General features: G+C 69.9%; 24 protein-coding genes and 2 tRNA genes. 15 read left to right on the top strand and 11 right to left on the bottom strand.

The genetic code is table 11. The features are described from left to right. Positions 1-17 precede the first annotated feature (17 nt). The 4 genes from MFF01_RS09400 (at position 18) to MFF01_RS09385 (ending at position 6,703) form a co-directional block, all read left to right on the top strand. Entirely contained in the window at positions 18-3,629 is a 3,612-nt protein-coding gene (locus MFF01_RS09400; RefSeq protein ID WP_238224215.1) for a glycosyltransferase family protein, read from the top strand. Positions 3,630-3,700: 71 nt separating this feature from the next. Further along, positions 3,701-4,630: an aldo/keto reductase gene (locus tag MFF01_RS09395; RefSeq protein ID WP_238224214.1), complete on the top strand. Its 930-nt coding sequence runs from the start codon at positions 3,701-3,703 to the stop codon at positions 4,628-4,630. After that, positions 4,620-5,366: an NADPH-dependent F420 reductase gene (locus MFF01_RS09390; protein ID WP_238224351.1), complete on the top strand. Its 747-nt coding sequence runs from the start codon at positions 4,620-4,622 to the stop codon at positions 5,364-5,366. Before MFF01_RS09395 ends, MFF01_RS09390 begins: the two co-directional genes overlap by 11 nt. Continuing rightward, positions 5,363-6,703, top strand: a complete 1,341-nt coding sequence (locus MFF01_RS09385; protein WP_373319704.1) for an NTP/NDP exchange transporter — start codon at positions 5,363-5,365, stop codon at positions 6,701-6,703. Before MFF01_RS09390 ends, MFF01_RS09385 begins: the two co-directional genes overlap by 4 nt. 116 nt (positions 6,704-6,819) lie before the next feature. On the opposite strand, the gene MFF01_RS09380 is transcribed toward MFF01_RS09385, so the two are convergent. The 6 genes from MFF01_RS09380 to MFF01_RS09355 all read right to left on the bottom strand — a co-directional run bounded on the left by MFF01_RS09380 (position 6,820) and on the right by MFF01_RS09355 (position 11,257). After that, positions 6,820-6,894, bottom strand: a tRNA-Thr gene (locus tag MFF01_RS09380). Positions 6,895-7,030: 136 nt separating this feature from the next. Continuing rightward, the gene (locus tag MFF01_RS09375; RefSeq protein ID WP_238224212.1) at positions 7,031-7,489 is read right to left on the bottom strand and encodes an NUDIX hydrolase; all 459 of its coding nucleotides are present in this window, start codon (positions 7,487-7,489) and stop codon (positions 7,031-7,033) included. Between the two features lie 236 nt (positions 7,490-7,725). After that, a complete protein-coding gene (locus MFF01_RS09370) occupies positions 7,726-8,193 on the bottom strand; it encodes a MarR family winged helix-turn-helix transcriptional regulator (RefSeq protein WP_238224210.1) in 468 nt (155 codons plus the stop codon). A gap of 184 nt (positions 8,194-8,377) precedes the next feature. Continuing rightward, positions 8,378-10,153 carry an ABC transporter ATP-binding protein gene (locus MFF01_RS09365; protein ID WP_238224208.1) on the bottom strand — a complete coding sequence of 592 codons (1,776 nt, stop codon included), beginning with the start codon at positions 10,151-10,153 and terminating at the stop codon, positions 8,378-8,380. A 220-nt stretch (positions 10,154-10,373) separates the two neighbouring features. Continuing rightward, complete coding sequence (locus MFF01_RS09360; RefSeq protein ID WP_238224206.1) at positions 10,374-10,955, bottom strand: sigma-70 family RNA polymerase sigma factor; 582 nt, start codon at positions 10,953-10,955, stop codon at positions 10,374-10,376. Continuing rightward, positions 10,952-11,257, bottom strand: a complete 306-nt coding sequence (locus MFF01_RS09355; RefSeq protein WP_238224204.1) for a NepR family anti-sigma factor — start codon at positions 11,255-11,257, stop codon at positions 10,952-10,954. The genes MFF01_RS09360 and MFF01_RS09355 overlap by 4 nt, the downstream gene beginning before the upstream one ends. A 333-nt stretch (positions 11,258-11,590) precedes the next feature. Between MFF01_RS09355 and MFF01_RS09350 the strand changes: the two genes are divergently transcribed. Further along, positions 11,591-11,666: transfer RNA gene (locus MFF01_RS09350), tRNA-Thr, on the top strand. A 51-nt stretch (positions 11,667-11,717) separates the two neighbouring features. Beyond that, positions 11,718-12,023: a hypothetical protein gene (locus MFF01_RS09345; protein WP_238224202.1), complete on the top strand. Its 306-nt coding sequence runs from the start codon at positions 11,718-11,720 to the stop codon at positions 12,021-12,023. Positions 12,024-12,026: 3 nt separating this feature from the next. On the opposite strand, the gene MFF01_RS09340 is transcribed toward MFF01_RS09345, so the two are convergent. Genes MFF01_RS09340 through MFF01_RS09325 form a run of 4 tightly spaced genes read right to left on the bottom strand, consistent with a single transcriptional unit; the run spans position 12,027 to position 15,454 of the window. Beyond that, positions 12,027-12,785 carry an HAD-IA family hydrolase gene (locus tag MFF01_RS09340; RefSeq protein ID WP_238224201.1) on the bottom strand — a complete coding sequence of 253 codons (759 nt, stop codon included), beginning with the start codon at positions 12,783-12,785 and terminating at the stop codon, positions 12,027-12,029. Further along, complete coding sequence (gene rpe / locus MFF01_RS09335; protein WP_238224200.1) at positions 12,779-13,456, bottom strand: ribulose-phosphate 3-epimerase; 678 nt, start codon at positions 13,454-13,456, stop codon at positions 12,779-12,781. The genes MFF01_RS09340 and rpe overlap by 7 nt, the downstream gene beginning before the upstream one ends. A gap of 52 nt (positions 13,457-13,508) precedes the next feature. Beyond that, positions 13,509-14,369, bottom strand: coding sequence for a phosphoribulokinase (locus MFF01_RS09330; RefSeq protein ID WP_238224198.1), 861 nt, complete (start codon positions 14,367-14,369; stop codon positions 13,509-13,511). A 26-nt stretch (positions 14,370-14,395) separates the two neighbouring features. Further along, complete coding sequence (locus MFF01_RS09325; protein ID WP_238224192.1) at positions 14,396-15,454, bottom strand: class 1 fructose-bisphosphatase; 1,059 nt, start codon at positions 15,452-15,454, stop codon at positions 14,396-14,398. A gap of 207 nt (positions 15,455-15,661) precedes the next feature. On the opposite strand from MFF01_RS09325, the gene MFF01_RS09320 reads away from it, so the two are divergent. Together MFF01_RS09320 and MFF01_RS09315 are read left to right on the top strand one after the other, a co-directional pair. Continuing rightward, positions 15,662-16,618: a LysR family transcriptional regulator gene (locus MFF01_RS09320; protein WP_238224191.1), complete on the top strand. Its 957-nt coding sequence runs from the start codon at positions 15,662-15,664 to the stop codon at positions 16,616-16,618. Continuing rightward, positions 16,615-17,835 (top strand): NAD(P)/FAD-dependent oxidoreductase, encoded by a 1,221-nt coding sequence (locus tag MFF01_RS09315; protein ID WP_238224190.1) that lies wholly within the window; start codon positions 16,615-16,617, stop codon positions 17,833-17,835. The genes MFF01_RS09320 and MFF01_RS09315 overlap by 4 nt, the downstream gene beginning before the upstream one ends. Before the next feature lie 42 nt (positions 17,836-17,877). Here the strand turns inward: MFF01_RS09315 and MFF01_RS09310 are convergent, their stop codons facing one another. Then, positions 17,878-18,219, bottom strand: coding sequence for a helix-turn-helix domain-containing protein (locus MFF01_RS09310; RefSeq protein WP_238224189.1), 342 nt, complete (start codon positions 18,217-18,219; stop codon positions 17,878-17,880). A gap of 257 nt (positions 18,220-18,476) precedes the next feature. Between MFF01_RS09310 and MFF01_RS09305 the strand changes: the two genes are divergently transcribed. The 7 genes from MFF01_RS09305 to MFF01_RS09275 all read left to right on the top strand — a co-directional run bounded on the left by MFF01_RS09305 (position 18,477) and on the right by MFF01_RS09275 (position 22,872). Then, positions 18,477-18,980 (top strand): META domain-containing protein, encoded by a 504-nt coding sequence (locus tag MFF01_RS09305; protein WP_238224188.1) that lies wholly within the window; start codon positions 18,477-18,479, stop codon positions 18,978-18,980. 136 nt (positions 18,981-19,116) lie between these two features. Beyond that, the gene (locus MFF01_RS09300) at positions 19,117-19,290 is read left to right on the top strand and encodes a hypothetical protein (protein ID WP_238224186.1); all 174 of its coding nucleotides are present in this window, start codon (positions 19,117-19,119) and stop codon (positions 19,288-19,290) included. Between the two features lie 153 nt (positions 19,291-19,443). Further along, positions 19,444-19,638 (top strand): hypothetical protein, encoded by a 195-nt coding sequence (locus tag MFF01_RS09295; RefSeq protein ID WP_238224184.1) that lies wholly within the window; start codon positions 19,444-19,446, stop codon positions 19,636-19,638. Between the two features lie 184 nt (positions 19,639-19,822). After that, a complete protein-coding gene (gene cysK, locus MFF01_RS09290; protein ID WP_238224181.1) occupies positions 19,823-20,797 on the top strand; it encodes a cysteine synthase A in 975 nt (324 codons plus the stop codon). 119 nt (positions 20,798-20,916) lie between these two features. Then, entirely contained in the window at positions 20,917-22,170 is a 1,254-nt protein-coding gene (locus MFF01_RS09285) for a DUF2254 domain-containing protein (RefSeq protein WP_238224179.1), read from the top strand. A gap of 107 nt (positions 22,171-22,277) precedes the next feature. Next, entirely contained in the window at positions 22,278-22,616 is a 339-nt protein-coding gene (locus MFF01_RS09280) for a hypothetical protein (RefSeq protein ID WP_238224177.1), read from the top strand. 4 nt (positions 22,617-22,620) lie between these two features. After that, on the top strand, positions 22,621-22,872 hold the full coding sequence (locus tag MFF01_RS09275; protein ID WP_238224176.1) for a hypothetical protein: 252 nt from the start codon (positions 22,621-22,623) through the stop codon (positions 22,870-22,872). Positions 22,873-22,951: the final 79 nt, after the last annotated feature.

Genomic DNA, 22,951 nt, shown 5'->3' with positions numbered 1-22,951 from the left:
CGGACCACGCAGCGCCCATGGCCGGTTTCTCGATCCTGCTTCTCGACACGGAGCCGGGCACGCACAACCATTACATCGTGCTTGGCCTCGCCGATGCCCTCAGGCGCCATCCCAGTGTGTCACGCGTGCACCTCGCCGGCCACGCCGACGCCCTGGCGACCCTGGCGGACGAAGGCCTCGACACCGTGTTCGCCTTCGGCGGCGCCCGCAAGCACGCGCCCGTTCTCGGCCGCCTCGCGGCACTCGCGCGCTTGAGCATCCTTTGGACCACGGAAGACCCCTACGAGCTCGCCGACAACGTGCGCTGCTCGACGGCCTTCGATCTCGTCTTCACCAACGACCGGGCCAGCGTCCCGGCGTATGGGGGCCGGGCCCGGCACCTGCCCCTCGCGGCCGCGAGCCTGTTCCAGGACCTGCCCGTTCTCGGCGACGACCGGGACTACCTCTACGATCTGCTGTTCATCGGCACCGCTTGGCCGAACCGGGTGGAGAGCCTCAACGCGATCCTGGAACGCCTGCCGCCCGACCTGAAGGTCAAGCTCGCCCTGCCGTGGAACACCTATATCGGTCCGCCCGCCCTCGACGATCCGGGCTTGGTCACGGACTGGCGCTGCGGCAACCGCGATTTCGCGCGATTGGCCAACCGCAGCCGCGTCGTCCTCACCCTGCCGCGGGTGTTCTCCGCCTCCGACACGAAGCAGGCCCAAGGCTCGACGCCGCCGCCCCGGCTGTTCGAGACGGCGCTGGCCGGCGGGTTCCAGGTGGTAATCTCGCCCGAGCCCGAGATCCGCGACTATTACGAGCCAAATTCCGAGATCGCGCTCTGTGCCGACGACGCGGCGGGCGCCCGCGTCATCGGCGAGATGCTGGAGCAGCCGCAGGCGCGGATCGCGGCCGCGCGGGCGGCCCGGGCCCGTACACAGGCCGAGCACCTCTACGACCACCGCGTCGCCGCGATCCTCGCGGCGGCGGCCGCCCTGCCGCAGCGCCCGCGTCCCACACGGCGGCCGGCTCCGCGCCGGGTGCTGATGCTCAGCCACAACCGCGCGGGCCATCGCGGCGGCGGCGGCGTCGAGATCTATCAGGAGGCCCTGTCGGGCCTCGCGCCGGACTACGAGATCCTTTTTCTATTTCCCATCCTCCACGACGGGCACTGGTCTCTGCGGCTCGAAGGCGAGGGGGTGAGCGAGACCGTGCCGTGTGGCGAGACGGGCCTGCCCAAGCTCACCGATCCCCATGTCGAGGGCGTGTTCGAGCGGATCCTGTTCGAGCAGCGGGTGGACCTCGTCCACATCCACCATCTTCTCCACCTGCCGCTCAGCCTGCCCCTGGTGGCTCGGGCCTGCGGCGTGCCCGTGGTCTACCACCTGCACGACCACTACCTCATCTGCGAGCGCTGGCTGCTCCTCGACCATGCCGGCCGCTTCTGCGACGTGGTGAGGCGCGGGCGCGATCAGTGCGACGCCTGCCTCGTCGCCGCCAGCAACTATCCCTCGGGGGCCAAGGCACGGCGCGACGGATTCGTGTCTCTTGTCGTGCGCGCCGTCGACGCCTTCGTCACGAGCACGCCGTCGACGGGGGCCTACCTGCGGGCGTTCTACCCCGAGATCGCAGCCGACCGCATCGTCACCCTGGCGATGCTGAGCCCCGTCGACCCTGCTCCCATCGACCCCGCTCCCATGGCGCGGACGGCCCGCCCCACCGCCGGGGACGGCCCCCGCCTCACCGTCGCGGTGCTCGGCAACTTCAGTCACCACAAGGGCGGCAGCGACATCATCGAACTCATGCGGATCTGCGAGGATTACCGCATCCACTTCAAGGTGTTCGGCCGCGTCGACGAGCATCATGCCGGGCGCCTGCGGGGCATCGGACCCGACCGCCTCACCATCTCGGGCCCCTATGAGCCGCACGCCATCCATGCCCTGCTGGCGGGCTGCGACGTCTCGCTTCACCTCTCGACCTGGCCTGAGACCTACGTCATCGCCCTGACGGAGGCGTGGCAGGCCGGTCTGGTGCCCGTGGCCACCGCCATGGGGGCGCTTGCCGAGCGGGTGACGGACGGCGTCGACGGATTCCTCGTTCCGCCCCACGATCCGGGCGCCGTGCGGGGGCGGCTCCTCGAACTCTACCACGATCCCGCCCGCCTCGACCGGATGCGCGCGGCGGTGCGGGCCAAGGACTTCCCCACCGTGGCGGCCCATCTCGACGGGGTGCGGGCCCTCTACGAGCGCCTCATCGCCGCCTGCCCGTGTCCGCACGACCGGGTGCCGGACCGGCTGCGCGTGACCTTCGACCTGTCGCTTGCGGAGATGGGCCTGCGGGTCAACGCCCCCTCTTGGGTGACGCGCGATATCCTCTGGGACGGCGCGGCCGCCGTGCCGGGGGGCGGTGCGGGCACCCGGCCCGCCGTTCCCCTCCTCGACGCCCTGCCCGACCCCGATGGGGCCCTGCCGGCCACCACCCTTCCGCTCACGCACGCGACCCTGGTCTTCGCCCGCGATGGCCTGCGCCTCGACGACCGGGAGATCGCCCGACCGAGCGGTCACGACGTCGTCCTGCGGCATCTCTCGGTGAAGGGCTGGCTGCGCCGCCTCGACGCCCCGGTACCCGAGCGGACCTACCTGCGGTTCACAGGCCCCTCGCGCACGGCCTACGCGCTCCTGCACCCGGACGACCGCCCGGACGTGGCCGCAAGCCTCGGTGACCCCGACGCAGCGCGGGCGGGCTTCACCGGAACCGTCGATGTCGCCGGCCTCGATTTCGGAGCCCATACCCTCGACCTCGTGCAGGTCGGTCGTGAAGGCCCCCTGGTGGCGCAGGGCCTTGGGCAGGTCTTCGCAGGCGGCGCCACGGACGGGGCGCTCGTCCGTTTCACCCGCGATACCGGCCCGCCCGCGCCCGGCCCTGCCCTGCGCGACATCCGCCACAATCTGCCCGAGGCCGGGGGCGTTCTCCTCGCGGGGCCGGGGGACCTGTGGGCTCTCGCGGGACGCCTCGACGGCGACGGCCCGGCCGATGCCCGCCCAAGCCTCCGGTTGCGCGGGCAGGACGGAACGGCGTGGTACGCGCGGATCGGCCCCGCCGCGGCGGGCGACGGCACGGTCCGCCTCGTCGCCGCCCTCACCGGCCTGGAGCCCGGACGCTACGCGATCACCTTCGACGGTGGCCGGGCCCCCCGAGGCGACCTGCCGCCGTTCCTCGAGATCGCCCCGGGACCGGGCCGCTATCGCATCGACGGCGCGATGCCGGCCTCCTTCCGACGGCACTTCATCAAGCGGCTGAAGCGGCCGCCGGCCATCGAGTGGGCCGCTCGGGCGAACGTCGAAGGTCTCGGCGGAATCGTGGACTGCCGGGGCTGGGCCTTCGCGCGCGGCCTCGGCCCCGTGCTGTGCACCTTCGCCCTCTGGGACGGTGCGACGGGGCGACCGCAGGCCTGCATCGCGGCGCGCCTCGCCCGGCCCGACATCGCGGCCCATCTCGGAACGTCGCACGCCCTCGGCGGCGGGTTCGAACTCGGAGTTCCGCGCGCCGCGCTCCGCGCCGGCACCGTGCGCTTCTTCCAGTCCTACCGGCGCCGGACCGTCGAGTTCGCGGGCTTCGCCTCGGCTCTGCAACGGGCGCTCGGATAGGGCGGCGGCCTCCCCGTTTCCGGGCGGTGCCCTAGATCGGAGGCAGCCCGTCCCCGTGAGGAACCCGGCCCATGCATCCATCCCGACGCGCCGTCCTGGCCGGCACCGGCCTGCTCCCCCTCGCCCTGCCGCTCCTGGGGCAGGCCGTGACGCCCGTGCGGGCGGAGCCCGCGGCCCTCCTGCGCCGGGCGATCCCATCCTCCGGCGAGACGCTGCCCGCCATCGGCATCGGCACCTCGCGCCGCTACGAAGTCGCGCCGACGCCGGAGGCGATCGCCCCCTTGCGCGAAGCGGTGCTGCGGTTCGTGGCTCTGGGCGGTTCGGTGATCGACACCGCTCCGAGCTACGGCACGGCCGAGGACGTCCTCGGCCTCATCCTGGCCGAGCCGGGATTGCGGGAAAAACTCTTCTTGTGCAGCAAGGTCGGCACGCCCGGACGCGAGGCGGGGCTCGCCGAGATCGAACGGTCGTTCAAGCGCATGAACACCGCGATGATCGACCTCGTGGCCGTGCACAACCTCATCGACACGGCGATGAACCTCGCCACCCTGCGGGATCTCAAGGCGGGGAAACGCATTCGCTACGTCGGCGTCACCGTGTGGCGCGACAGTCAGTTCGCGGATCTCGAAGCGGTGATGCGCCGCGAGACCCTGGATTTCGTCCAGGTGAACTACGCCCTCGACGATCGCGTCGCCGCTCAGCGCATCCTGCCGCTCGCCGCCGAACGCGGGATCGCCGTGATGGTCAACGTGCCGTTCGGGCGTGACCGCCTGCTCAAGGCCGTGCAGGGGCGCGACCTGCCGCCCTGGACGGCCGAATTCGACTGCGCGAGCTGGCCGCAATTCTTCCTGAAATACGTCCTCGCCCACCCGGCCGTCACCTGCCCGATCCCCGGCATGGCCAAGGTGGCCTATGTCGAGGACAACCTCGGGGCGGCGCGGGGCCGGATGCCCGATGCCGCCCTGCGTGCCCGGATGGAGACCTATGTCGATGCGCTCTGACCCGATCTCCCGCCGCGCGGCCCTGGCCTTCGGCATGTCCTTAGCCCTGGGTATGTCCCTCGCCGTCTCCGCGGGCGGGCCCGCCTGGGCGCAGGCCGCCACGTCGCCCCTGCGCATCGGCATCGTCGGCGCCGGCAACATCGGCGGCACCCTCGGGGGCCTGTGGGCCAAGGCGGGCCACGCGGTGATGCTGTCGTCCCGCCATCCCGAGGAGCTGAAGGCCCTCGTCGAAAGCCTCGGTCCCAGGGCGCGCGCCGGCACCCCGGCCGAGGCCATCGCCTTCGGCGACGTCGTACTGATCGCGGTCCCCTACAAGGCCTATCCGCAGATCGCGCAGGATTACGGCCCCGCCCTCCAGGGCAAGATCGTGATCGATGCCGGCAACGCCACACAGGCCCGCGACGGCGAGGTCTACGGCGAGGTGAAGGAGAACGGCATCGCGGCGGTCTCGGCGAAATACCTGCGCGGCGCCCGGATCGTGCGCGGCTTCAACGCGGCGAACTACCGAGTCTTCGTCAAGAACGCCCACCGAGAGGCCCCCCGGATGGCGATTCCCCTCGCGAGCGACGACGCCCAGGCCCTCGCCATGGTGGAGAGACTTGTGACCGATGCCGGCTTCGATCCGGTGGTCGTCGGCCCCCTCGCCAAGGCCGACAGCTTCGCCATGGGCTCCCCGGGCTTCGCCCTCGAACTCACCGCCCCGGAACTGAAGACGCGCCTCGGAGCCGCGCGTTGAGCCGCCCCGGCGGGGCGGTCGGTCCCGCCGCCGCCGCCCCCGGCCGGGCGACCCAATGGCTCGGGCGCCTCGTCGATGTCCGGCCCGGCGAGGTGCCGGCGCTGGCGTGGTCCTGGGCCTACATCTTCTCGATTCTGGCCGCCTACTACGTGCTGCGCCCGATCCGCGACCAGATGGGGGTGGCCGGCGGCCTGGAGAACCTGCCCTGGCTGTTCACCGGCACGCTCGTCGGCATGCTGGCGCTCAACTTGCCCTTCGCGTGGCTGGTCAAAACCCTGCCGCGCGCCCGGTTCGTACCCCTGACCTACCGGTTCTTCGCCGCCAACATCCTGCTGTTCGCCGCCGGCCTCTATCTGGCGAGCCCCGCGGACGACCTCTGGATCGGCCGGGCGTTCTTCGTCTGGCTGTCGATCTTCAACCTGTTCGTGGTCTCGGTGTTCTGGGCCACCATCGTCGACGTGTTCTCCAGCGAGCAGGGCAAGCGCCTGTTCGGCTTCATGGCGGCGGGCGCGACGCTCGGCGCCATCGCGGGCTCGGCCACCACCGCCGTCCTCGCCCGCGACGTGCCGACCTGGGCGCTCCTCGTCGGGGCGGCCCTCCTGCTGGAGATGGCGGTGTTCAGCATGCGCGGCCTCGCGCGCCTGTCGGACCGGCTGCACCGGAGGCCGGCGGCCGGAGATGCGGACCCCGCCCACGCCATCGGCGGCAGCGCCTTCGCAGGCATCACCCGGACTTTCCGCTCGCCCTACCTTCTCAACATCGGCCTGTTCCTGCTGCTGTTTTCCGTCACCTCGACGTTCCTGTATTTGGAGCAGGCCAGCATCGCCAAGGAGAGCTTTCCGAATCGCGGCGCGCAGACAGCGTTCTTCGCCAGCGTCGATCTGCTCGTGAACGTGCTCACCCTCGGGGTACAGTTCTTCCTCACGGGCCGGATCGTCCGGCGCATCGGTGTCGGCCCGAGCCTCGCTCTCCTGCCGGCGGCGAGCATCCTCGGTTTCGCGGCGCTCGCCGTCTCACCGACCATCACCGCCGTGTTGGTGTTCCAGGTCCTGCGCCGGGCCGGCAACTTCGCCATCGCCCGGCCGATCCGCGAGGTGCTGTTCACCGTCGTGCCGCGGGAGGACCGCTACAAGGCCAAGAACTTCCTCGACACCGTGGTCTACCGCACGGGGGACCAGATCGGAGCGTGGTCGTTCGCCGGAATCGACGCCCTGGGTCTCGGCACGACGGTGGTGGCCGTAGCGGCCTTGCCCCTCTCTATCGCCTGGCTGCTCAACAGCCTCTGGCTCGGGCGGCAGCAGGCGAGGCGCCAAGCTGATGGGATGGAGCGGGAATGATCGTGCGAGAAGCCGGTGTTCGGCGTCGCGGGCACGCGAAAACCTTCAGACCCGAGCGATGCGATGCTTCAAGTGTCCGATGGGTGTTTTTGAGTTCGGAAAGTTTTGGAGAGCAATGGTGCTGCTGGACAGGATTGAACTGTCGACCTCTTCATTACCAATGAAGTGCTCTACCACTGAGCTACAGCAGCGGGTCGTCCAAGTGGTTCGCCGTGGCGGCGTCTCCGTCTGGACGAGCGGGGGATTAGCCCATCGGTTCGGGCTTGGCAATCACCTGAACCGCCTCAATCGCACGGAAAGCGCGAAGTTTCGTGTCGGCTTCCGATCTCAGCGCAACACGTCCGCATCGCGCTTGCACGCGGAGCGGATGATGGCGGCCAGACCCGGCTCGGCCACGGCATCGGCGGCCTCGGCGGGGGAGAACCAGCGGTCCTCCCGCTCGTCCTTCTCGGGCCAGGTCTTCAGCTGCTTGCGTACCTCCAGGGGGTAGACCTTCACCTGGCACAGCACGGCGTCACGGCTCTTCAGGCGCTTTTCGTAGAGGTAGAAGCCTAGGGGGCGCTTGCCGATGGTACCGAGGAGCCCGGCTTCCTCGTAGGCCTCGCGGGCAGCGGCATCGAAGGGCTTGCGCCCCTTCATCGGCCAACCCTTGGGAATCACCCAGCGCCTGCTCTCCCGCGATGTGATGAGCAGGATCGTGTAGGTTCCGTCACGCATCCGTCGGTACGGCAGCGCGCCGACCTGCCGCCTCGGTTCGCGGTCCGTCTCGGCCGGTGTTGCATTCATCGGGGACAAACGCCCGGAAGCCTCGCCAGTTCGCTGCACGGAGCTGCCATGCGCCCGCAGGCTGCCCGTGCCGCGCCGCACTGAGGAACGACCGCAGGGAAGGGGGGTCGGCAATCCGGATTCGGCATCGGCTCTCGCGGCTGGATGGTCGGTCTCGACGAGGAGGCATACACCGCCCGGCCTCCGATGCGAAACTTATCCGGCTAAAAAGAGCGTGTCGGCGCGGGGGCCGACCGTCAGCCGCCGGCGCTGAGGTTCTCGATCAGCGCGTTGAGATCGGCGCGCATGGCCTGAACCTCGGGCTCGGACATGTTGAGCTGGCACATCACCGATTCACGCACGGCGGTCGCCTCGCTCCGCAAGCCCTGGCCATGGGGCGTGAGGACGATCTCCACTTCGCGCTCATCCGTCCGCCGCCGGCTGCGCACGAGGAAGCCCGCCGCCTCCAGGCGCTTCAGCACCGGCGTCAGGGTTCCGGAATCGAGGCGCAGGCGCCGACCGATCTCCGAGACGGTGATGCCGTCCGTCTCCCACAGGACGAGGAGGACGAGATATTGCGGGTAGGTCAGGCCGAGGCGCTCCAGCATCGGACGATACGATTTCGTCATCCGATGGGCCGCCGCGTACAGGGCGTAGCAGAGCTGATTGTCGAGGAGCAGGGGATCGATCCGCGAAGGCGATTTCTGAGCGAGAGCGTCGACCATGCCAAACCATGCCATCTGTCCCGGAGCGGCGTCGAAACGGCCGAGACCCGTGCGGAAAACCCTGTCCGGTAGAACAGGATAGCCGATATGGGAGGTTCCGGTATACGGCCGATTCGTGCCAATGCGCCGCAATGGACGCAGAGTCCGGGCCAAATCGGGATTTTCCTGTGCAGGCCAGCCCCGCTCACGCCCCGGCGGACGCTTCCATCCGCGCTGCGGCATCGGGCATCACTGTGGCGAGGGGCCCGGAGGCGACGAGGCGTCCGCCCTCGAGGACATGGACGGTGTCAGTTGCGGTAAGGCTCGTCAGGCGATGGGCGATGAGGATGATGGTGCGGGTGCCGTTCAGGGCGGCGAGGGCGCCCATCACCGCCGCCTCGGTCTCGCCGTCGAGGGCGCTGGTGGCCTCGTCGAACACGATCACGTCGGGGTCGTGATACAGCGCCCGGGCGATGCCGAGGCGCTGGCGCTGGCCGCCGCTGAGGCGCACGCCGCGCTCGCCGACCCCGGCGTCGTAGCCGCCGTCGAGGCCGAGGGCGACTTCGTGGAAGCCCGCGAGCCGCGCCGCCCGCTCCACTGCCCCGGGATCGACGGCCTCGGGTGGAATGCCCAACGCGATGTTCTCACGCACGGATGCATCGATGAGAAAGATGTCCTGCGGCACGTAGCCGATCCGGTTCTGCCAGGCCGGCAGGGTTTCGGCATCGAGGGGAACGCCGTCTACCGCGATGGTGCCGGCCGTCGGGTGGAGCAGGCCGAGGACCAGGCCGACGAGGGTCGATTTGCCCGAACCCGTGCGGCCGACGAGGCCGATGGTGGTGTGGGCGGGGATCGTCAGGTCGATGTCCCGAAGCGTCGGACGTCCGGGCGCATGGTCGAAGTTCACCCGCGTCAGGCGGATTTCCTTCTCGAACGGCAGGCGGGTGGCCGGGCGGGGCCGGGGGGCCCGCTCGCCAGCGAGTTCGTCCACCACCACCCGTACGGCCGGCAGATAGAAGCGCAGGAGGGCGAGGGAGTTGAAGATGTTTTGGAATGCCGGCAGCATTCGGTAGCCGGCAAAGGCGAACAGGCCGAGGAGCGGCAGCAGCCCGGCCGTCTCGAGGCCCTGCGACAGGGCGAACAGCACGACGACGATCACGCCGCCGAACGCCAGGGATTCGATGACGAAGCGGGGAAGCTGCCCCGTGAGCAGGCTGGCGGCCGTCGCCTTGGCGTACGCCCGAGCCGGGCCGTCGAACCCGGCGGCGAAAGCTTCGGCCCGGCCGTAGAGCTTGAGCTCGGTGAGCGCCCCGAACGTCTCCTGCACCACCCGGTAGCGTCGCTCGTTGTCGGCCACCGCCCGGGCGCCGAGGCGGGCGAGGCGCACCCGCATGACAAGATAGAGGAGCACGTAGAGGCCGCCGAAGCCGCCGCCGAGGATGAGGGCGAGACGGGGCGCGTAGAAGACGAGGAAGGTGATGACGGCGAGGGCCGAGACGCTGCGCGAGGCAATGACGGTGGTCGGCGTGAGGACGCCGACGACGAGGCGGTCGGTCTCGCTCAGGACATTCTTGGCAAGCTCGGCGCTGTTGGTGTGGGCGAAGAACAGGCGTTCGCGATCGATGTAGCGGGCGAGGAGGCGCCGGGCGAGGCCGTAGCCCGTGAGATTGGTGAACAGCAGCTGGGCGAAGGTGAGGCCCGCATTCACCACGCTGGTGGTGAGGATGGCGGCGAGCGCCGCCGCGCCCGTCGCCAGCAGGAAGGTCCGGTCGTCGGTGAGCCCGAGGCCGTCGCGCAGGCTCGCGAGGTAGGGGATGCGGCCGGCGGCGGCGGGATCGCCCACGAGGGTCAGGAATGGCACGACGGAGGCGACGCCCACCACCTCCAGCAGGGCGGCACCGGCGAGCCCGAGGGCGATGAGGGCGAGCCGGCGCCGGTCGCGCGGCCGCAGGACGCGGACGAGGTCGATCAGGGCGCGCATGGCGGGGCTCCTCGGGCGACGGCTCGGCGTGCGGGCCAAGTCCGTCACGGGCGGGGCAAGGCCGCGGGCCCGCCTCCTGGATGTGACTTACGAAACGCCCGCCGCGCCGCCATGCCAGAGGCGAGGACGGCGGCCGGGCGCTTCGCGAGGCACTCTTAGAGGATTTTTGCCGTCCATGGACACGGCCGACCGCTGAATCGCGGGCGACCGTGTCCGGCGGTCACGGTGCCGAGCCGGCGGCGGCCCGGGTGAGGGCGTCGGCGCCGATATCGTCGGTGCCGGTCATGCCCAAGGTCTCGATGAGGCGGCCCCGTGCCCGGCTCACCCGGCTCTTCATGGTCCCGACCGCCACGCCGCAGATCGCGGCGGCCTCCTCGTAGGTGAAGCTCTGGGCGCCGACGAGAACGAGAGCTTCGCGCTGGCTCAAGGGCAGCGTGTCGAGGGCGGTCTGGAATTCGCGCATCTCCACGCGGATCTCCTGTTCGGGCAAGCTGGTGAGGCGGCCCGCATGGACGCCTTCGGCATCCTCGACCTCACGCTTGCGCTTGCGCTGCTCCGAGTAGAACAGGTTGCGCAGGATGGTGAACAGCCACGCCGTGAGGTTGGTGCCGCGCTGGAAGCTCTCGGCCTTGGTCCAGGCCCGCACGAGGGTGTCCTGCACAAGGTCGTCGCTGCGGTCGAGGTTGTAGGTGAGGGAGTACGCGAAGGCGCGCAAAGCCGGAATCGCCGCCAGGAGGAGGTCGCGCATCTCGGCATCGGCGCCACCCGGTGCGGCGGGCGGCCGGATCGAAGGGCAATTCATGAGTCCTCGCGCGAATCGGATGACGACAGGCTGTCGAGGAGGGCCGTGAAGCGATCCGGCAGCGGCTGATTCAGGACGTCGGCGTAGAGCAGGCGCAGGTTGCGGCCGATCCGCCGTCGCGCCTCGCGGTCGAGGGGGGGAGACGCGGCTTCGGATCGCGCCGGTCGTACCGTCACTCTGCCCGAGCCCGGCGCCACCGCGCGCTGATCGAGGGAGGCCACGTGTTCCCCCAGCCCGTCCTGCGGAGCCGCCGTCGCGGGGACGCCCCGGGTCCCCGAATCACTCGCGTATCTGGTCATCATCGCCCATCGCTCGAGGGCGGATGCGAAAGACTGGTGTCACAGCGCTTTCGCCCCCGGGTCCCGCGTATCGGGGCCCTCTCCGCCGTCCTGTTGACGGTGGTGCTACCGGGCGACGATTTAATGCGTACTGAAAAGTGTGTTCATCGTATCTTAAGTGGAGAATTATTTTCGTGTGTTTCTATGTTGTTTCTCGATGATTTACTCGCTCGCTGAAGCTCGGCCGTAAGCAAGTCTTAGGCGCATCGAACTGTCGGCTGCCTGAACGCGAGGAGGGACGACCGTCCGGGCGGGGGCTTGCGCGCGGGCAGGCACGCTGGTAGCGCAAGGCGCATCGCCGGTTTAGCTCAGCTGGTAGAGCAACCGCCTTGTAAGCGGTAGGTCGCGAGTTCAAGTCCCGCAACCGGCACCACTTTTCCCGATCCGGGCGGAATTGTCTTCTGTCCGGGTGGAGGCGCGCCAGATGCGCGTTGCCGTGGCCGGCCGTTCCGGCCTATCCATCGGCATGACTGAAAAGCTGACGATCCTCGCCCTGTGCGACCTCGGGCTCATTACCGACGCGGAGGTGGAGGCCGCCATCGCGGCGTACATGGCCGATCCGATGGCCGTCCCCTACGTGTTCGAAGCGGGCTACCGGCTCAATCTCGGCAAGGCCATTCGCCGCCACCCGGGGGCCAACGACTTCGTGCTCCGCTCCGACGCCGGCCCCCAGCTCAAGCGCCCGTTCGTCCGTGCCGCCATCCTGCAGGCGCGTCCCGAGCGAGAATAGAGGTCAGGCGCGGGCCTCGCGGCCTTCCTGCCATGTCTGGAGCCCAGCGAGCGTGACCAGGCCGTCTGGCCAGGGAACGCCCGACAACAGGGTGTGCGGCGCATCCGGCTCTCCGAGATCCGATACGGCGGAGAACGCCCCGTCGAGGCGATGGCCCTCGGTGTAGCGGCTGCGGGTGGCGACGACGGGCAGCCCCGCATCGAGGGCCGAGCGGATGCCGGCCTCCGAATCCTCGAAGGCGATGGCCTCGGAGGCGTCGATTCCGAGGCGCTTCAGGGCGAGTTCGAACACGTCGGGCGCCGGCTTCTTGCGGGCGGCCTCGTCGCCGCAGGCGATCACCGCGAACGGCGTGTCGCCGCGCGGAAAATTGATGCGCAGCAACGCCTCGACGTTCGGCCGGCTGGTGGTGGAGGCGACGGCAAGGCGCAGGCCCGCCGCCCTAGCCTCGGCGACGAGGCGGGCGATGCCTGGACGCAGGCCGAGCCGCCCGCCTGCCACGAGGTCGCCGTAGATCCGGGTCTTGCGATCGTGGATCTCCGCCAGATGCGGCAAGAGGGCGGGGAGTTCCGCGGCGTGGCGGGTCTCGACGTAATGGGCGAGGCGCTCCTTGCCGCCCATCACCCGCAGGAGGTCGGCATAGAACGCCGGGGCCCAGGTCCAGGGCAGGTCCATCTCGGCGAAGGCGAGGTTGAAGGCCTGCCGGTGGAGATCCTCCGTCTCGGCGAGCGTCCCGTCGACATCGAAGATCAGGGCCTTCAGCATGACACGGCGTCGCCGCCCGCGCCCGCGCGGATCGCCGCGATGCGGTCGGCGTAGCCGGCCGGGCCGCCCTTGAACACGGCGTTGCCGGCCACGAAGGCGTTGGCGCCGGCCCGCGCGGCAAGCGCCACGGTGTCGGGCGTGATGCCGCCATCCACCTCGATGTCGAGGGGACGCCCCCCCGCCATGGCGCGGATGCGCGTGATGGTCTCGAGGGTCGAGGGAATGAAGCTCTGGCCGCCGAAGCCCGGATTCACCGTCATCACCAGGACGAGGTCGATCAGGTCTAGAAGGGGCTCCACCGCGCTCGCCGGCGTGCCGGGGTTGAGGGCGATGCCCGCGCGCTTGCCGAGGGCCCGGATGGTCTGGAGCGAGCGGTGGATGTGCGGCCCGGCCTCGACATGAACCGAGATGGTGTCGGCCCCGGCCTCGGCGAAGGCCGCCAGATAGGGGTCGGCCGGGGCGATCATGAGGTGGACGTCGAACGGCTTCGTGCTGTGGGGGCGCAGGGCCTTCACCACGGCGGGGCCGAAGGTGAGGTTCGGCACGAAATGCCCGTCCATGACGTCGAGATGGATCCAATCGGCCCCGGCTTCCGAAACGGCGCGCACCTCGGCGCCGAGCTGGGCGAAATCCGCCGAGAGGATCGAGGGCGAGATGATCGGGCTGGTCACGGTCGGGTTCCTCTGGGCGCTGCCGAGCCGGGTCGAGGCTCGCGACGCGGGGTCAGGCGAGGCGGCGTTTGCGCTCGACGAGCTGCATGATGATCGGGGTCAGGATGAGCTGCATGGCGAGGTCGAGCTTGCCGCCAGGGATCACGATGGAATTCGCCCGGCTCATGAACGATCCCTGGATCATCGAGATGAGATAGGAAAAATCGATGCCCTTGGGGTCTTTGAACCGGATCACCACGAGGGATTCGTCGGCCGTCGGTATCCAGCGGGCGATGAACGGGTTCGAGGTGTCCACGGTGGGCACGCGCTGGAAGTTGATGTCCGTCCAGGTGAATTGCGGACAGATGGTCTGCACGTAGTCGGGCATCCGCCGCAGGATCACGTCGGTGACGGCCTCCGTCGAGTAGCCCCGGGTCGAGCGATCCCGGTGCAGCTTCTGGATCCATTCGAGGTTGATCACCGGCACGACGCCGATCTTGAGATCGGCGTAGCGGGCGAGATCGACGTTGTCGTCGACGACGCAGCCGTGCAGGCCCTCGTAGAACAGGAGGTCCGAGCCCGGCGCAAAATTCTCCCAAGGGGTGAAGGTGCCGGGCGGCGTGCCGTGGAGTTCGGCCGCCGCCGCGTCGTGGACGTAGTGCCGGGTGCGCCCCGTGCCCGATTCGCCATAGGTACGGAACACCTCCTCGAGTTCGGGAAGGAGGTTCGCGCGCGGGGCGAAGTGGCTGAGCGTCGGCTCGGCCGCCATGGCTTTGCGCATGGCGATCCGGTCGAGGGCGTGGAACGCGTCGCCCTCGATATAGACCGCACTCACGTCCTCGCGGCGGAAGATCTGCTCGAAGGTGTTGCGCACCGAGGTGGTGCCGGACCCCGACGAGCCGGTGACCGAGATGATGGGATGACGCGACGACATGCGCTGTGACCGGCGGCCCTGAACCCTTAGCTGCGCATCAGGCCCCGCTGCCCGAACAGGGGCGAGCGGCCGGCGGCTGGGTTGCGGCCGTCATAGTACTTCGCCACGCACGCCACGTCTTCCTGCGAACCGAAGATCAGGGGCACGCGCTCGTGGATGGCGCCCGCGCAGATGTCGAGGATGCGGCGCTCGCCGTCGATGGCGCCGGCCCCCGCCTGCTCCATCAGGAAGGCGATGGGGGCGGCCTCGTAGAGGAGGCGCAGGCGCCCCTGGGCGTAGCCCTTGCGGCTGTCGCCCGGATACAGGAACACGCCGCCGCGCAGGAGCACGCGCTGGGCGTCGGACACGAGGGAGCCGAGCCAGCGCATGTTGAAGTCCTTGTCGAGCGGACCCTCTGCGCCGCGCAGGCAATCCTCGATATAGGCCTTCACGGGCGGGTCCCAGTGACGGGCGTTGGAGGCGTTGATGGCGTATTCCTTGGCGCTCGGCACCACCTCCATGCGCGGATGGGTGAGGCGGAAGACGCCCTCCGCCCGGTCGAGGGTGTAGGTCTGGGTGCCGTGGCCGAGGGTGAGCACGAGGGAGGTCGCCGGCCCGTAGGTGACGAAACCGGCGGCGCGCTGGAGCGTGCCGGGCCCCGTGAAGGAGCCGAGGGGATTCTCGGGCGTCGAGGCCGTGGGGCGGATGCCGAAGATCGAGCCCACCGCCATGTTGACGCCGATGTTCGACGAACCGTCGAGGGGATCGATGGCCACCGCCAGCGGCGCGCCGGGGTTGAGGAGCATCACACCCTCGGCCTCCTCGGAGGCGACCTCCGCGACGGGGGCGCCGCGCAGGGCTTCGGTGAAGCGCTCGTGGGCGAAGACGTCGAGGAACTTTTGAACGTCGCCGTCGCTGTTCTGCTCGCCCTGCGCCGCGAGGTCGCCGGCGAGCGCCCCGCGCCCGATCACGGTGCTGACCTCGATGGCGGCAGCGGCGCAGGCCGCGATCACCCGGGCGACATCGGCGAGCGCCGGGTCGGCGGCGACGGCGGCGGCGAGGCACGCATCCAGGCGAGACCCGATCTCAAAAGATTCCGTCGACATGGGCTCACCTTCCCTCGAACATGCATCGTCCCGAAGCGGGCCGTCGGCCCCTTCGAGTTCCCGCTTCCTTGCCACGAGAGGGCCGGAGTCAACCAGAGCACCGGAGGAAGCTTCCTCACGAAACCGGTGCGCCAGGCGGCGCGGCCTTCGACGAAACAGGGATTTGAAAAAACTTGCGGGCAGTTCCAAAAAAACTAAAACCGCCTGATGCGCAACCTTTCCCTGAAGCAGCTCCAGGCCGTCGCGGCCGTCGCCCGGTTGGGCACGATGACCCGAGCCGCCCAGGAACTCAACGTGACCTCGGCCGCCCTCTACGCGCGCATCCGCCAATTGGAGGAGGAGGCGGGCCTACTGCTGTTCGACCGGACACCCACGGGGCTACGCCCCACGGATGCCGGTCGGGAGATGCTCTGGGCCATCGACAGCATCAACACCGTGCTGGAAACCTGCGCCGACCGGCTGGAGACCCTGAAGGGCGGCGCCGGCGGCCGGGTCGCCATGGGCGTGGTCTCCACGGCCAAATATTTCGCGCCCGGCATCATCTCGGGCTTCGTCGGGCATCACCCGGCCGTCGAGATCAACCTCGCCGTGGGCAACCGGGGCAACATGGTCGAGGCCCTGCGCAACTACGACATCGATTTCGCCATCATGGGCCGGCCGCCGCGCGATTTCGCCATCGAGGCCGAGACCTTCGGGGTCCATCCCATCGTGGTCGTCGCCGCCCCGAGCCACGCCCTGGCCGGGCGGACCGGATTGAGCCGCGAGGATCTGGCCCAGGAATCCTTCCTCGTGCGCGAGGAGGGTTCGGGCACCCGTACGGTGTTCGAGGAGTTCATGCACGGCATCATGATCAAGCGTGCCCGCCTCGGGATCGATTCGGGCTCCAATGAAACCATCAAGCAGGCGGTGATGGCGGGCCTGGGCATCGCCCTCATCTCGGCCCACACGGTGGCGGCCGAGCTCGGGAGCGGACGCCTCGTTCTCCTCGACGTCCAGGGCCTGCCGATCCGGCGCGACTGGTACGCCGTGCGCCGGGCCGACAAGGTGCTCGGCCCCGCCGCCGCCGCGTGCTGGGATTACGTGGTCAAGGACGGCGGGCGCTGGCTGCCCCAGATCGCCCTGACGCCACGGGTCTCGGCGGTCACCGCGGAGTTCGAGGCATGAGCGCCGGTGTCGTGATCGTGGGCGCCGGTCAGGCCGGGTTCCAGCTCGCCGCATCTCTGCGCGAGGCCGGTTACGCCGATCCCATCACTCTCGTGGGCGACGAGTCGGACCTGCCCTACCAGCGACCGCCCCTGTCGAAGGCTTACCTGGCCGACAAGATCACCGCGTCCGGTCTTGAACTGCGCCCGGCCGCCTATTTCGACGATCATCACATCCACCATCGCCCCGGCCTGCGCGCCGTCGCCATCGACCGACCCGGTCGGCGCCTCCTCTGCGCGGACGGAGAGGCGGTGGCCTACGATCACCTCGTCCTCGCCACGGGGACGCGCAACCGGGCGTTACCCGTGCCAGGCGCCGGGCTGGCCGGCGTGTTCCAGCTGCGCAGCCGGGCGGACGCGGACCGGCTGAAGGCCGCCCTTCCGGAGGCCCAGTCCGTCGTCATCGTGGGCGCCGGTTTCATCGGCCTCGAATTCGCCGGCATCTGTGCCGCGCGGGGGCTCGCCGTCACGGTGATCGAGGCGGCCGACCGCCCCATGGCGCGGGCGGTCTCGGCCGAAACGGCGGCGTATTTCACCCGCGCCCACGCGGGGGCTGGCGTACGTTTCCTGTTCGGAACCGGCATTGTCGCCGTCGAAGGGGAGGGCAGGGCCACGGCCGTGCGCCTCGGCGACGGCAGCGCCATCGCAACCGATCTCGTCCTCGTCGGCATCGGCGTGGTGCCGAACCAGGAGCTGGCCGAGGCGGCGGGGCTCACCGTGGGCGACGGCATCCACGTCGACGCGGTCCTCGCCACCGACGATCCAGCGATCTCCGCCATCGGCGATTGCGCCCGCGCGCCGAGCCGGTTCGCCGACGGGGCCCCGGTCCGGATCGAATCCGTTCAGAACGCCCTCGACCAAGGCCGCTGCCTCGCCGCCCGCCTCACTGGGCGTCCCGCGGTCTACGATGCGGTGCCGTGGTTCTGGAGCGATCAAGGACCGCACAAGCTGCAGATCGCCGGGCTCGCGGCCCCGGCGGATACGAGCGTGGTACGTCCCGTCCCGGCGGGCCTCTGCGTGTTCCGCTTCCGCGACGGACGCCTCAGCGCCGTCGAGACCGTGGACCGGCCCGGCGACCACATGGCCGCCCGGCGCATCCTCGCCCAGGGGCTCGCCCTCACCCCGGCCGCGGCCGCCGATCCCGGCCATGATCTCAAGGCCCTGGCCACGGGACGCTGACGTTTTTCGGGGAGGCCGGCCGGCGGGTACCGTCCCTTCGCCTTAGCGATCGTTCTCCGTGGTGAGAGCGCCGAGGCGGGTGCCTTCGTCGCCGCCCCGCGTCCCGAGGCGGACGCCGTTCGAGCCGTCCTCCGCGAACACCGCCCCAGCCTGCATCAGGGCGCTGCGCAGAGCCTCGACCTGTCCCGAGGCCAGCTCGATCCCGCCCGATTCGAAGCCCGTCACCACGTCCTCGCTCAGGCCGACCTTGGCCGCGAGGTCGGCTGGCGACCAGTCTAGCAGGGCGCGGGCGGCGCGGGACTGCGCCGGACTCATGGTGTTGGTCGTCATGCCGCTCGCTCCGCCCTCGTCCGATCCCACCACCGTGATACCTCTCGTGTCCATTCCAGCCATCGGCCTTGCCTCGACGACAACGGAGGATCGCGCTCTTCGTTCAACGCCGGACCGTGCGATGGGGCGGGATAGCCCGGAATCGTCGTTACCCCGGCCTTGACCATATTTGCGCTGGAATCTTATCGGAATGGCGCGAGGACACGCTCGCTCCGCGATGAGATCTTGACCGTCGGGGCGGGCGAACGTCGCCCACCGACGCCGCGGCGCCGTGAGTCGCCTGGCGCTTGAACCGAAGAAGGGGCCCGAGGATGAGAGCGATCCTGATTGCCGCAATGGCCGGCGCCATCGCGTCCAGTGCGGTTGTCACCGCGACCCGGGTGCAGGCCCAGATGGGCGGCAACGTCACGGGTTTCGGCAAGGACGCCCGGGAGAAACCGGAGAAGAAGCAGTACGTTCCCGCCGCCAAGGCGCAGGAAAAGATCTTTCCCCTCGACGCCACCTGGACCGCCGTGAGCCTCAACGGCAAGTCGTTCACCGGAAACGACCGTCCGAGCTTCATCATCGACAAGCAGTACCGCGCGCGCGGCTACGGCGGTTGCAACACCTTCGCGGCCACCGCCTTCCCCCTGAAGGATCAGCACCTCGCCGTCGGACCCCTGGCCCTGACCAAGAAGCCCTGCGACAAGGGCCTCGGCGCCAGCGAACAGGATTTCTTCATCGCGCTGCGCACGGCGGGGCAGTGGGACCTCGTCGGTTCGCAGCTCGTCATCAAGAGCCAGAAGGGTGAGCTGCGCTTCGACCGCGCGCTCTGATCCGCCCGGTGCGGCGGGCGTTCGGCGAGCCCTCTTAAGCCCGCATTGAGGACGATCCTGACTCGCCCGCTCGGATTTACCCCTCCTTCAATGCCCCCGGCGCCTGCTGTCCGTCATGGCAGGCACGGGGAACCCGATGGGAACGCGTTTGGAATGGACCGCGGGACAACGCGGGGTGCGCAACGGCGCCCGCGAGGACACGCGCTACACGTTTCTGTCTGGGCCGCATCCGAGTGCCCTGGTGATCGCCTCGGCGAGCGGAGCCTTCGCCACCCTCGCCGTTCTGTTCGCGGCCCTCCTGCGGGCTTGACGCCCGTCGCCTGAAGACTCGTGCGGGCAGGGTTGCCGTGGCGGGCGTGGCCCCTTGGGTCTGATCGTCGGGCCTTGCCCCCCCACGTGAATTCCAGCCGGAACACGGGTGCGGCCGAAACCCTGCGGGTCGCCCTGTGGAGCCCCGCGTGGCGTGCTCCTCGATTGGGGCTTGTGCAACTCCGATGTCGATCACGCCCGCGACGGCCTGCTGCACGCCATCGATCGTCGTCTGGCGGGCTTCGCAGCGCGGGCGCGGATCGAATCGCCGTGCTGCGTCGCAACGCCAGCGCAGCGCGTCCTCGAGGCCCGGCTGTCCGCGGGCATGACCGTGGAGCGCTTGTCCTGAACCGTGCGTCGGGGAAGGAAATTCCAAGATCGCCGCACTTTGCGACATGAAATATCTGGGGGCGCGAGGGGGCCTTGGGAATGGAGAAGATTTCCCTTTGTGTCCAGGCTGTTGGCGATTGCCTCGCTCACACCGACGCGATATCTCCGGCGCGACACCGAAACGTCCGCGACAGGAGATCACCATGGCCGAGTCCACGCAGAGCCCCACCCGCACGCCCGGCCACGGCCACATCTTCGGCTCCATCACCGAGACCATCGGCAACACGCCCCTGGTGCGTCTGAACCGCATCACGAAGGAGCGCGGGATCGACGCCGAGATCCTGCTCAAGCTCGAGTTCTTCAACCCCATCGCCAGCGTGAAGGACCGGATCGGCGTCAACATGATCGACGCCCTGGAGGCATCCGGCCGGTTGAAGCCGGGCGGCACCCTGGTGGAGCCGACCTCGGGCAACACCGGCATCGCGCTGGCTTTCGTGGCGGCCGCGCGCGGCTACCGCCTCATCCTCGTCATGCCCGAGACCATGTCCCTCGAGCGCCGCAAGATGCTGGCCTTCCTCGGCGCTGAACTCGCCCTCACCCCCGGCCCACAGGGCATGAAGGGCGCGATCGCCAAGGCCGAGGAGCTCATCAACGAGATTCCGGGCGCGATCATGCCCCAGCAGTTCTCGAACCCGGCCAACCCCGAGATCCACCGCAAGACCACCGCCGAGGAGATCTGGAACGACACGCAGGGTCAGCTCGACGCTTTCGTGGCGGGCGTGGGCACCGGCGGCACCATCACGGGCGTCGGTTCGGTCCTCAAGCCGCGCCTGCCGGGCCTCAAGGTCGTGGCCGTGGAGCCCACGGACTCGCCGGTCATTTCCGGCGGTCAGCCCGGCCCGCACAAGATCCAGGGCATCGGCGCCGGCTTCATCCCGGACAATCTCGACCGTTCCGTCGTCGACGAGGTGATCACCGTCTCGAACCAAACGGCGTTCGACACCGCCCGGCTGCTGGCCAAGCTCGAAGGCATCCCGGGCGGCATCTCCACGGGTGGCAACGTCGCGGCCGCCCTCGAACTCGCCGCCCGGCCGGAGTTCAAGGGCAAGCGCATCGTCACCGTCGCCTGCTCGTTCGCCGAGCGTTATATCTCCTCGGCCCTGTTCGAAGGGATCTGAGACCCCGGGCGGGGCCGGCTCGCGCCGGATCCCGTCCACCCGATCCGATGGGCTCGCACGTTCGGGCTCATCGGAGCCTCGATCCGCGATCCGCGTGATTCCTCCAGCCGCGTGATCCCTTGGTCTCCACGGCATTCTATCGTCTGCGGCGCGGGGCTCGTCGGCCCTGGGTTCGGGTCGCCCTGTTCAGCGTGGGAGGCGTGGGCGCCGCCCTCGCCTCGGCGGTGCTCGCGCCCCTGATCCCGCCCGATCTGGGAAACTCCATCGGCGCGGGCGCCGTCGATCAGATCCTGTCGCTCCTCGCCACCAGCATGCTGCCGGTGGCGACGTTCTCCCTTGCCACCATGGTCCAGGCGTATGGCGGCGCCACCAACACCGCGACGCCGCGCGCCGTGACCCTGCTGATGGAGGACACCCGCGCCCAGACGGCCGTGGGCAGCTTCATCGGCGCCTTCGTCTACAGCGTCGTCGGCCTCATCGCCCTCAAGGCGCACATCTACGGCGAGCAGGGCCGCGTCATCCTGTTCGGCCTCACGCTCCTCGTCCTCGCCCTGGTGGTCGCGACCCTGGTGCGCTGGATCGACACCCTGTCCCACCTCGGCCGCGTCGGTGAGACCATCGACGCCATCGAGACCGCCGCGAGCGCCGCCATCCAGCGGCGGGCGGACGCCCCTTATCTCGGAGGCTTGCCCTGGTGCCCGGCGCCCGCCGGAGCGACCCGGATCGTGGCCGCGCGCACGGGCTACGTCCAGCATGTCGACGGGGCTGCGCTCCAGACTTTGGCGGACGCGGCGGGGCTCACCGTCCACGTCGCCGCCCTGCCGGGGCGGTTCGTCCATCCCGGCCGTCTGCTGGCCGAGATCGACGGCCCGACCGACGACGCCCTGCGGACGCGCCTCGCCGACGCCTTCGTCATCGGGGACCGCCGCAGCTTCGACGACGATCCGCGCTTCGGCGTCATCGTCCTCACCGAAGTGGCCTCGCGGGCTCTCTCCTCCGCCATCAACGATCCGGGTACCGTCGTCGACGTGATCGGAACGCTGGTTCGTGTGTTGGCCCTGTGGAGCGAGAGTCGGGCCAAGGCGCCGGCGGAGCCACGCTATCGCCGCCTGCGGGTTCCCGGCCTCGCCACGGACGAGCTGTTCGAGGATGCGTTCGGCCCGATCGCCCGCGATGGGGCCGCCTCGGTGATGGTCGGCCTGCGCCTGCAGAAGGCCCTCGCCGCCCTGCATGACATGGGGGATACGGAGTTCGCCCGCGTGGCGCGACACCATGCCGATCTCGCCCTCGAACGGGCCGAGGCGGCTCTCTCCATCCCGGCCGATCGCGCGGTGCTGCGGGCGGCCCGCGCCGATCTCGGTCGTCCCGGCTGAGTTCATCCCTGGGGCGCCATCGGTGCCCGGCCCACGTGCTTTGTGAGGAGCCGCGAGGCAACCGGGGTCCCGGAGGCCCGTTGTCCCTCCAACCACGGAGGACACCCATGACCGACGCAACGGGCGAGCGCCCCTCGCTGAAGGACTTCGACGCCTACGCCGATCGCAACGGCCAGGATCTCGGCCAGGACAATGCCCGCGACATCGGTCTTGCCACCCGGACCCAGGGCGATCTCAAAGGAAATCCCTCGGGGGAGGCCGAGACCGCCCGTATCGCCTCCGGAACGCCGGGGTCCGATGCCACCGACGCGACGGAGGCCGAGACGCCCCCTGAGAACCTGCGCCGCATCGGCGACGCCGCCCAGGCCGCCGGGTCTCCCCGGGGCGCCGCCGCCGAGGCCATCGACCGGGCGACCGCCCCCGTCGGCAGCGACGAAGGCGAGTGAGCTCATGGCCGATCGCACCAATCCGACGGATGCCGCCACCCGCAAGCCCGACGACGATGTCGGCACCCCCGGCGCGCCGGCCGTGGGCGGCGGCGGCCACACGGCCGATCAGGCGGCCGTCACGGACATGACCCCCGGCGGCCTGACGGATGCGCAGCGCAAGGCGGATTGGAAGGCGGGCGACGCCGAGCAGGGGCGCAATCCCGTCCCCGTCGGCGGCTCTTCCGACGGTCAGTCGGACCGCAAGCGGCACTGATCCACCGAAGGCCCACGCATCGAGGACCGATGACGTGGGCCGGCGCCAGCGTGGACCGGGCCTGCCGGATATGCCAAAC

Origin of the sequence: Methylobacterium adhaesivum, assembly GCF_022179065.1 — a bacterium.
GTDB classification, from domain to species: Bacteria; Pseudomonadota; Alphaproteobacteria; order Rhizobiales; family Beijerinckiaceae; genus Methylobacterium; species Methylobacterium adhaesivum.
The sequence above is the reverse complement of the archived record's forward strand: the minus strand, read 5'-3'. Positions and strand labels throughout refer to the sequence as shown.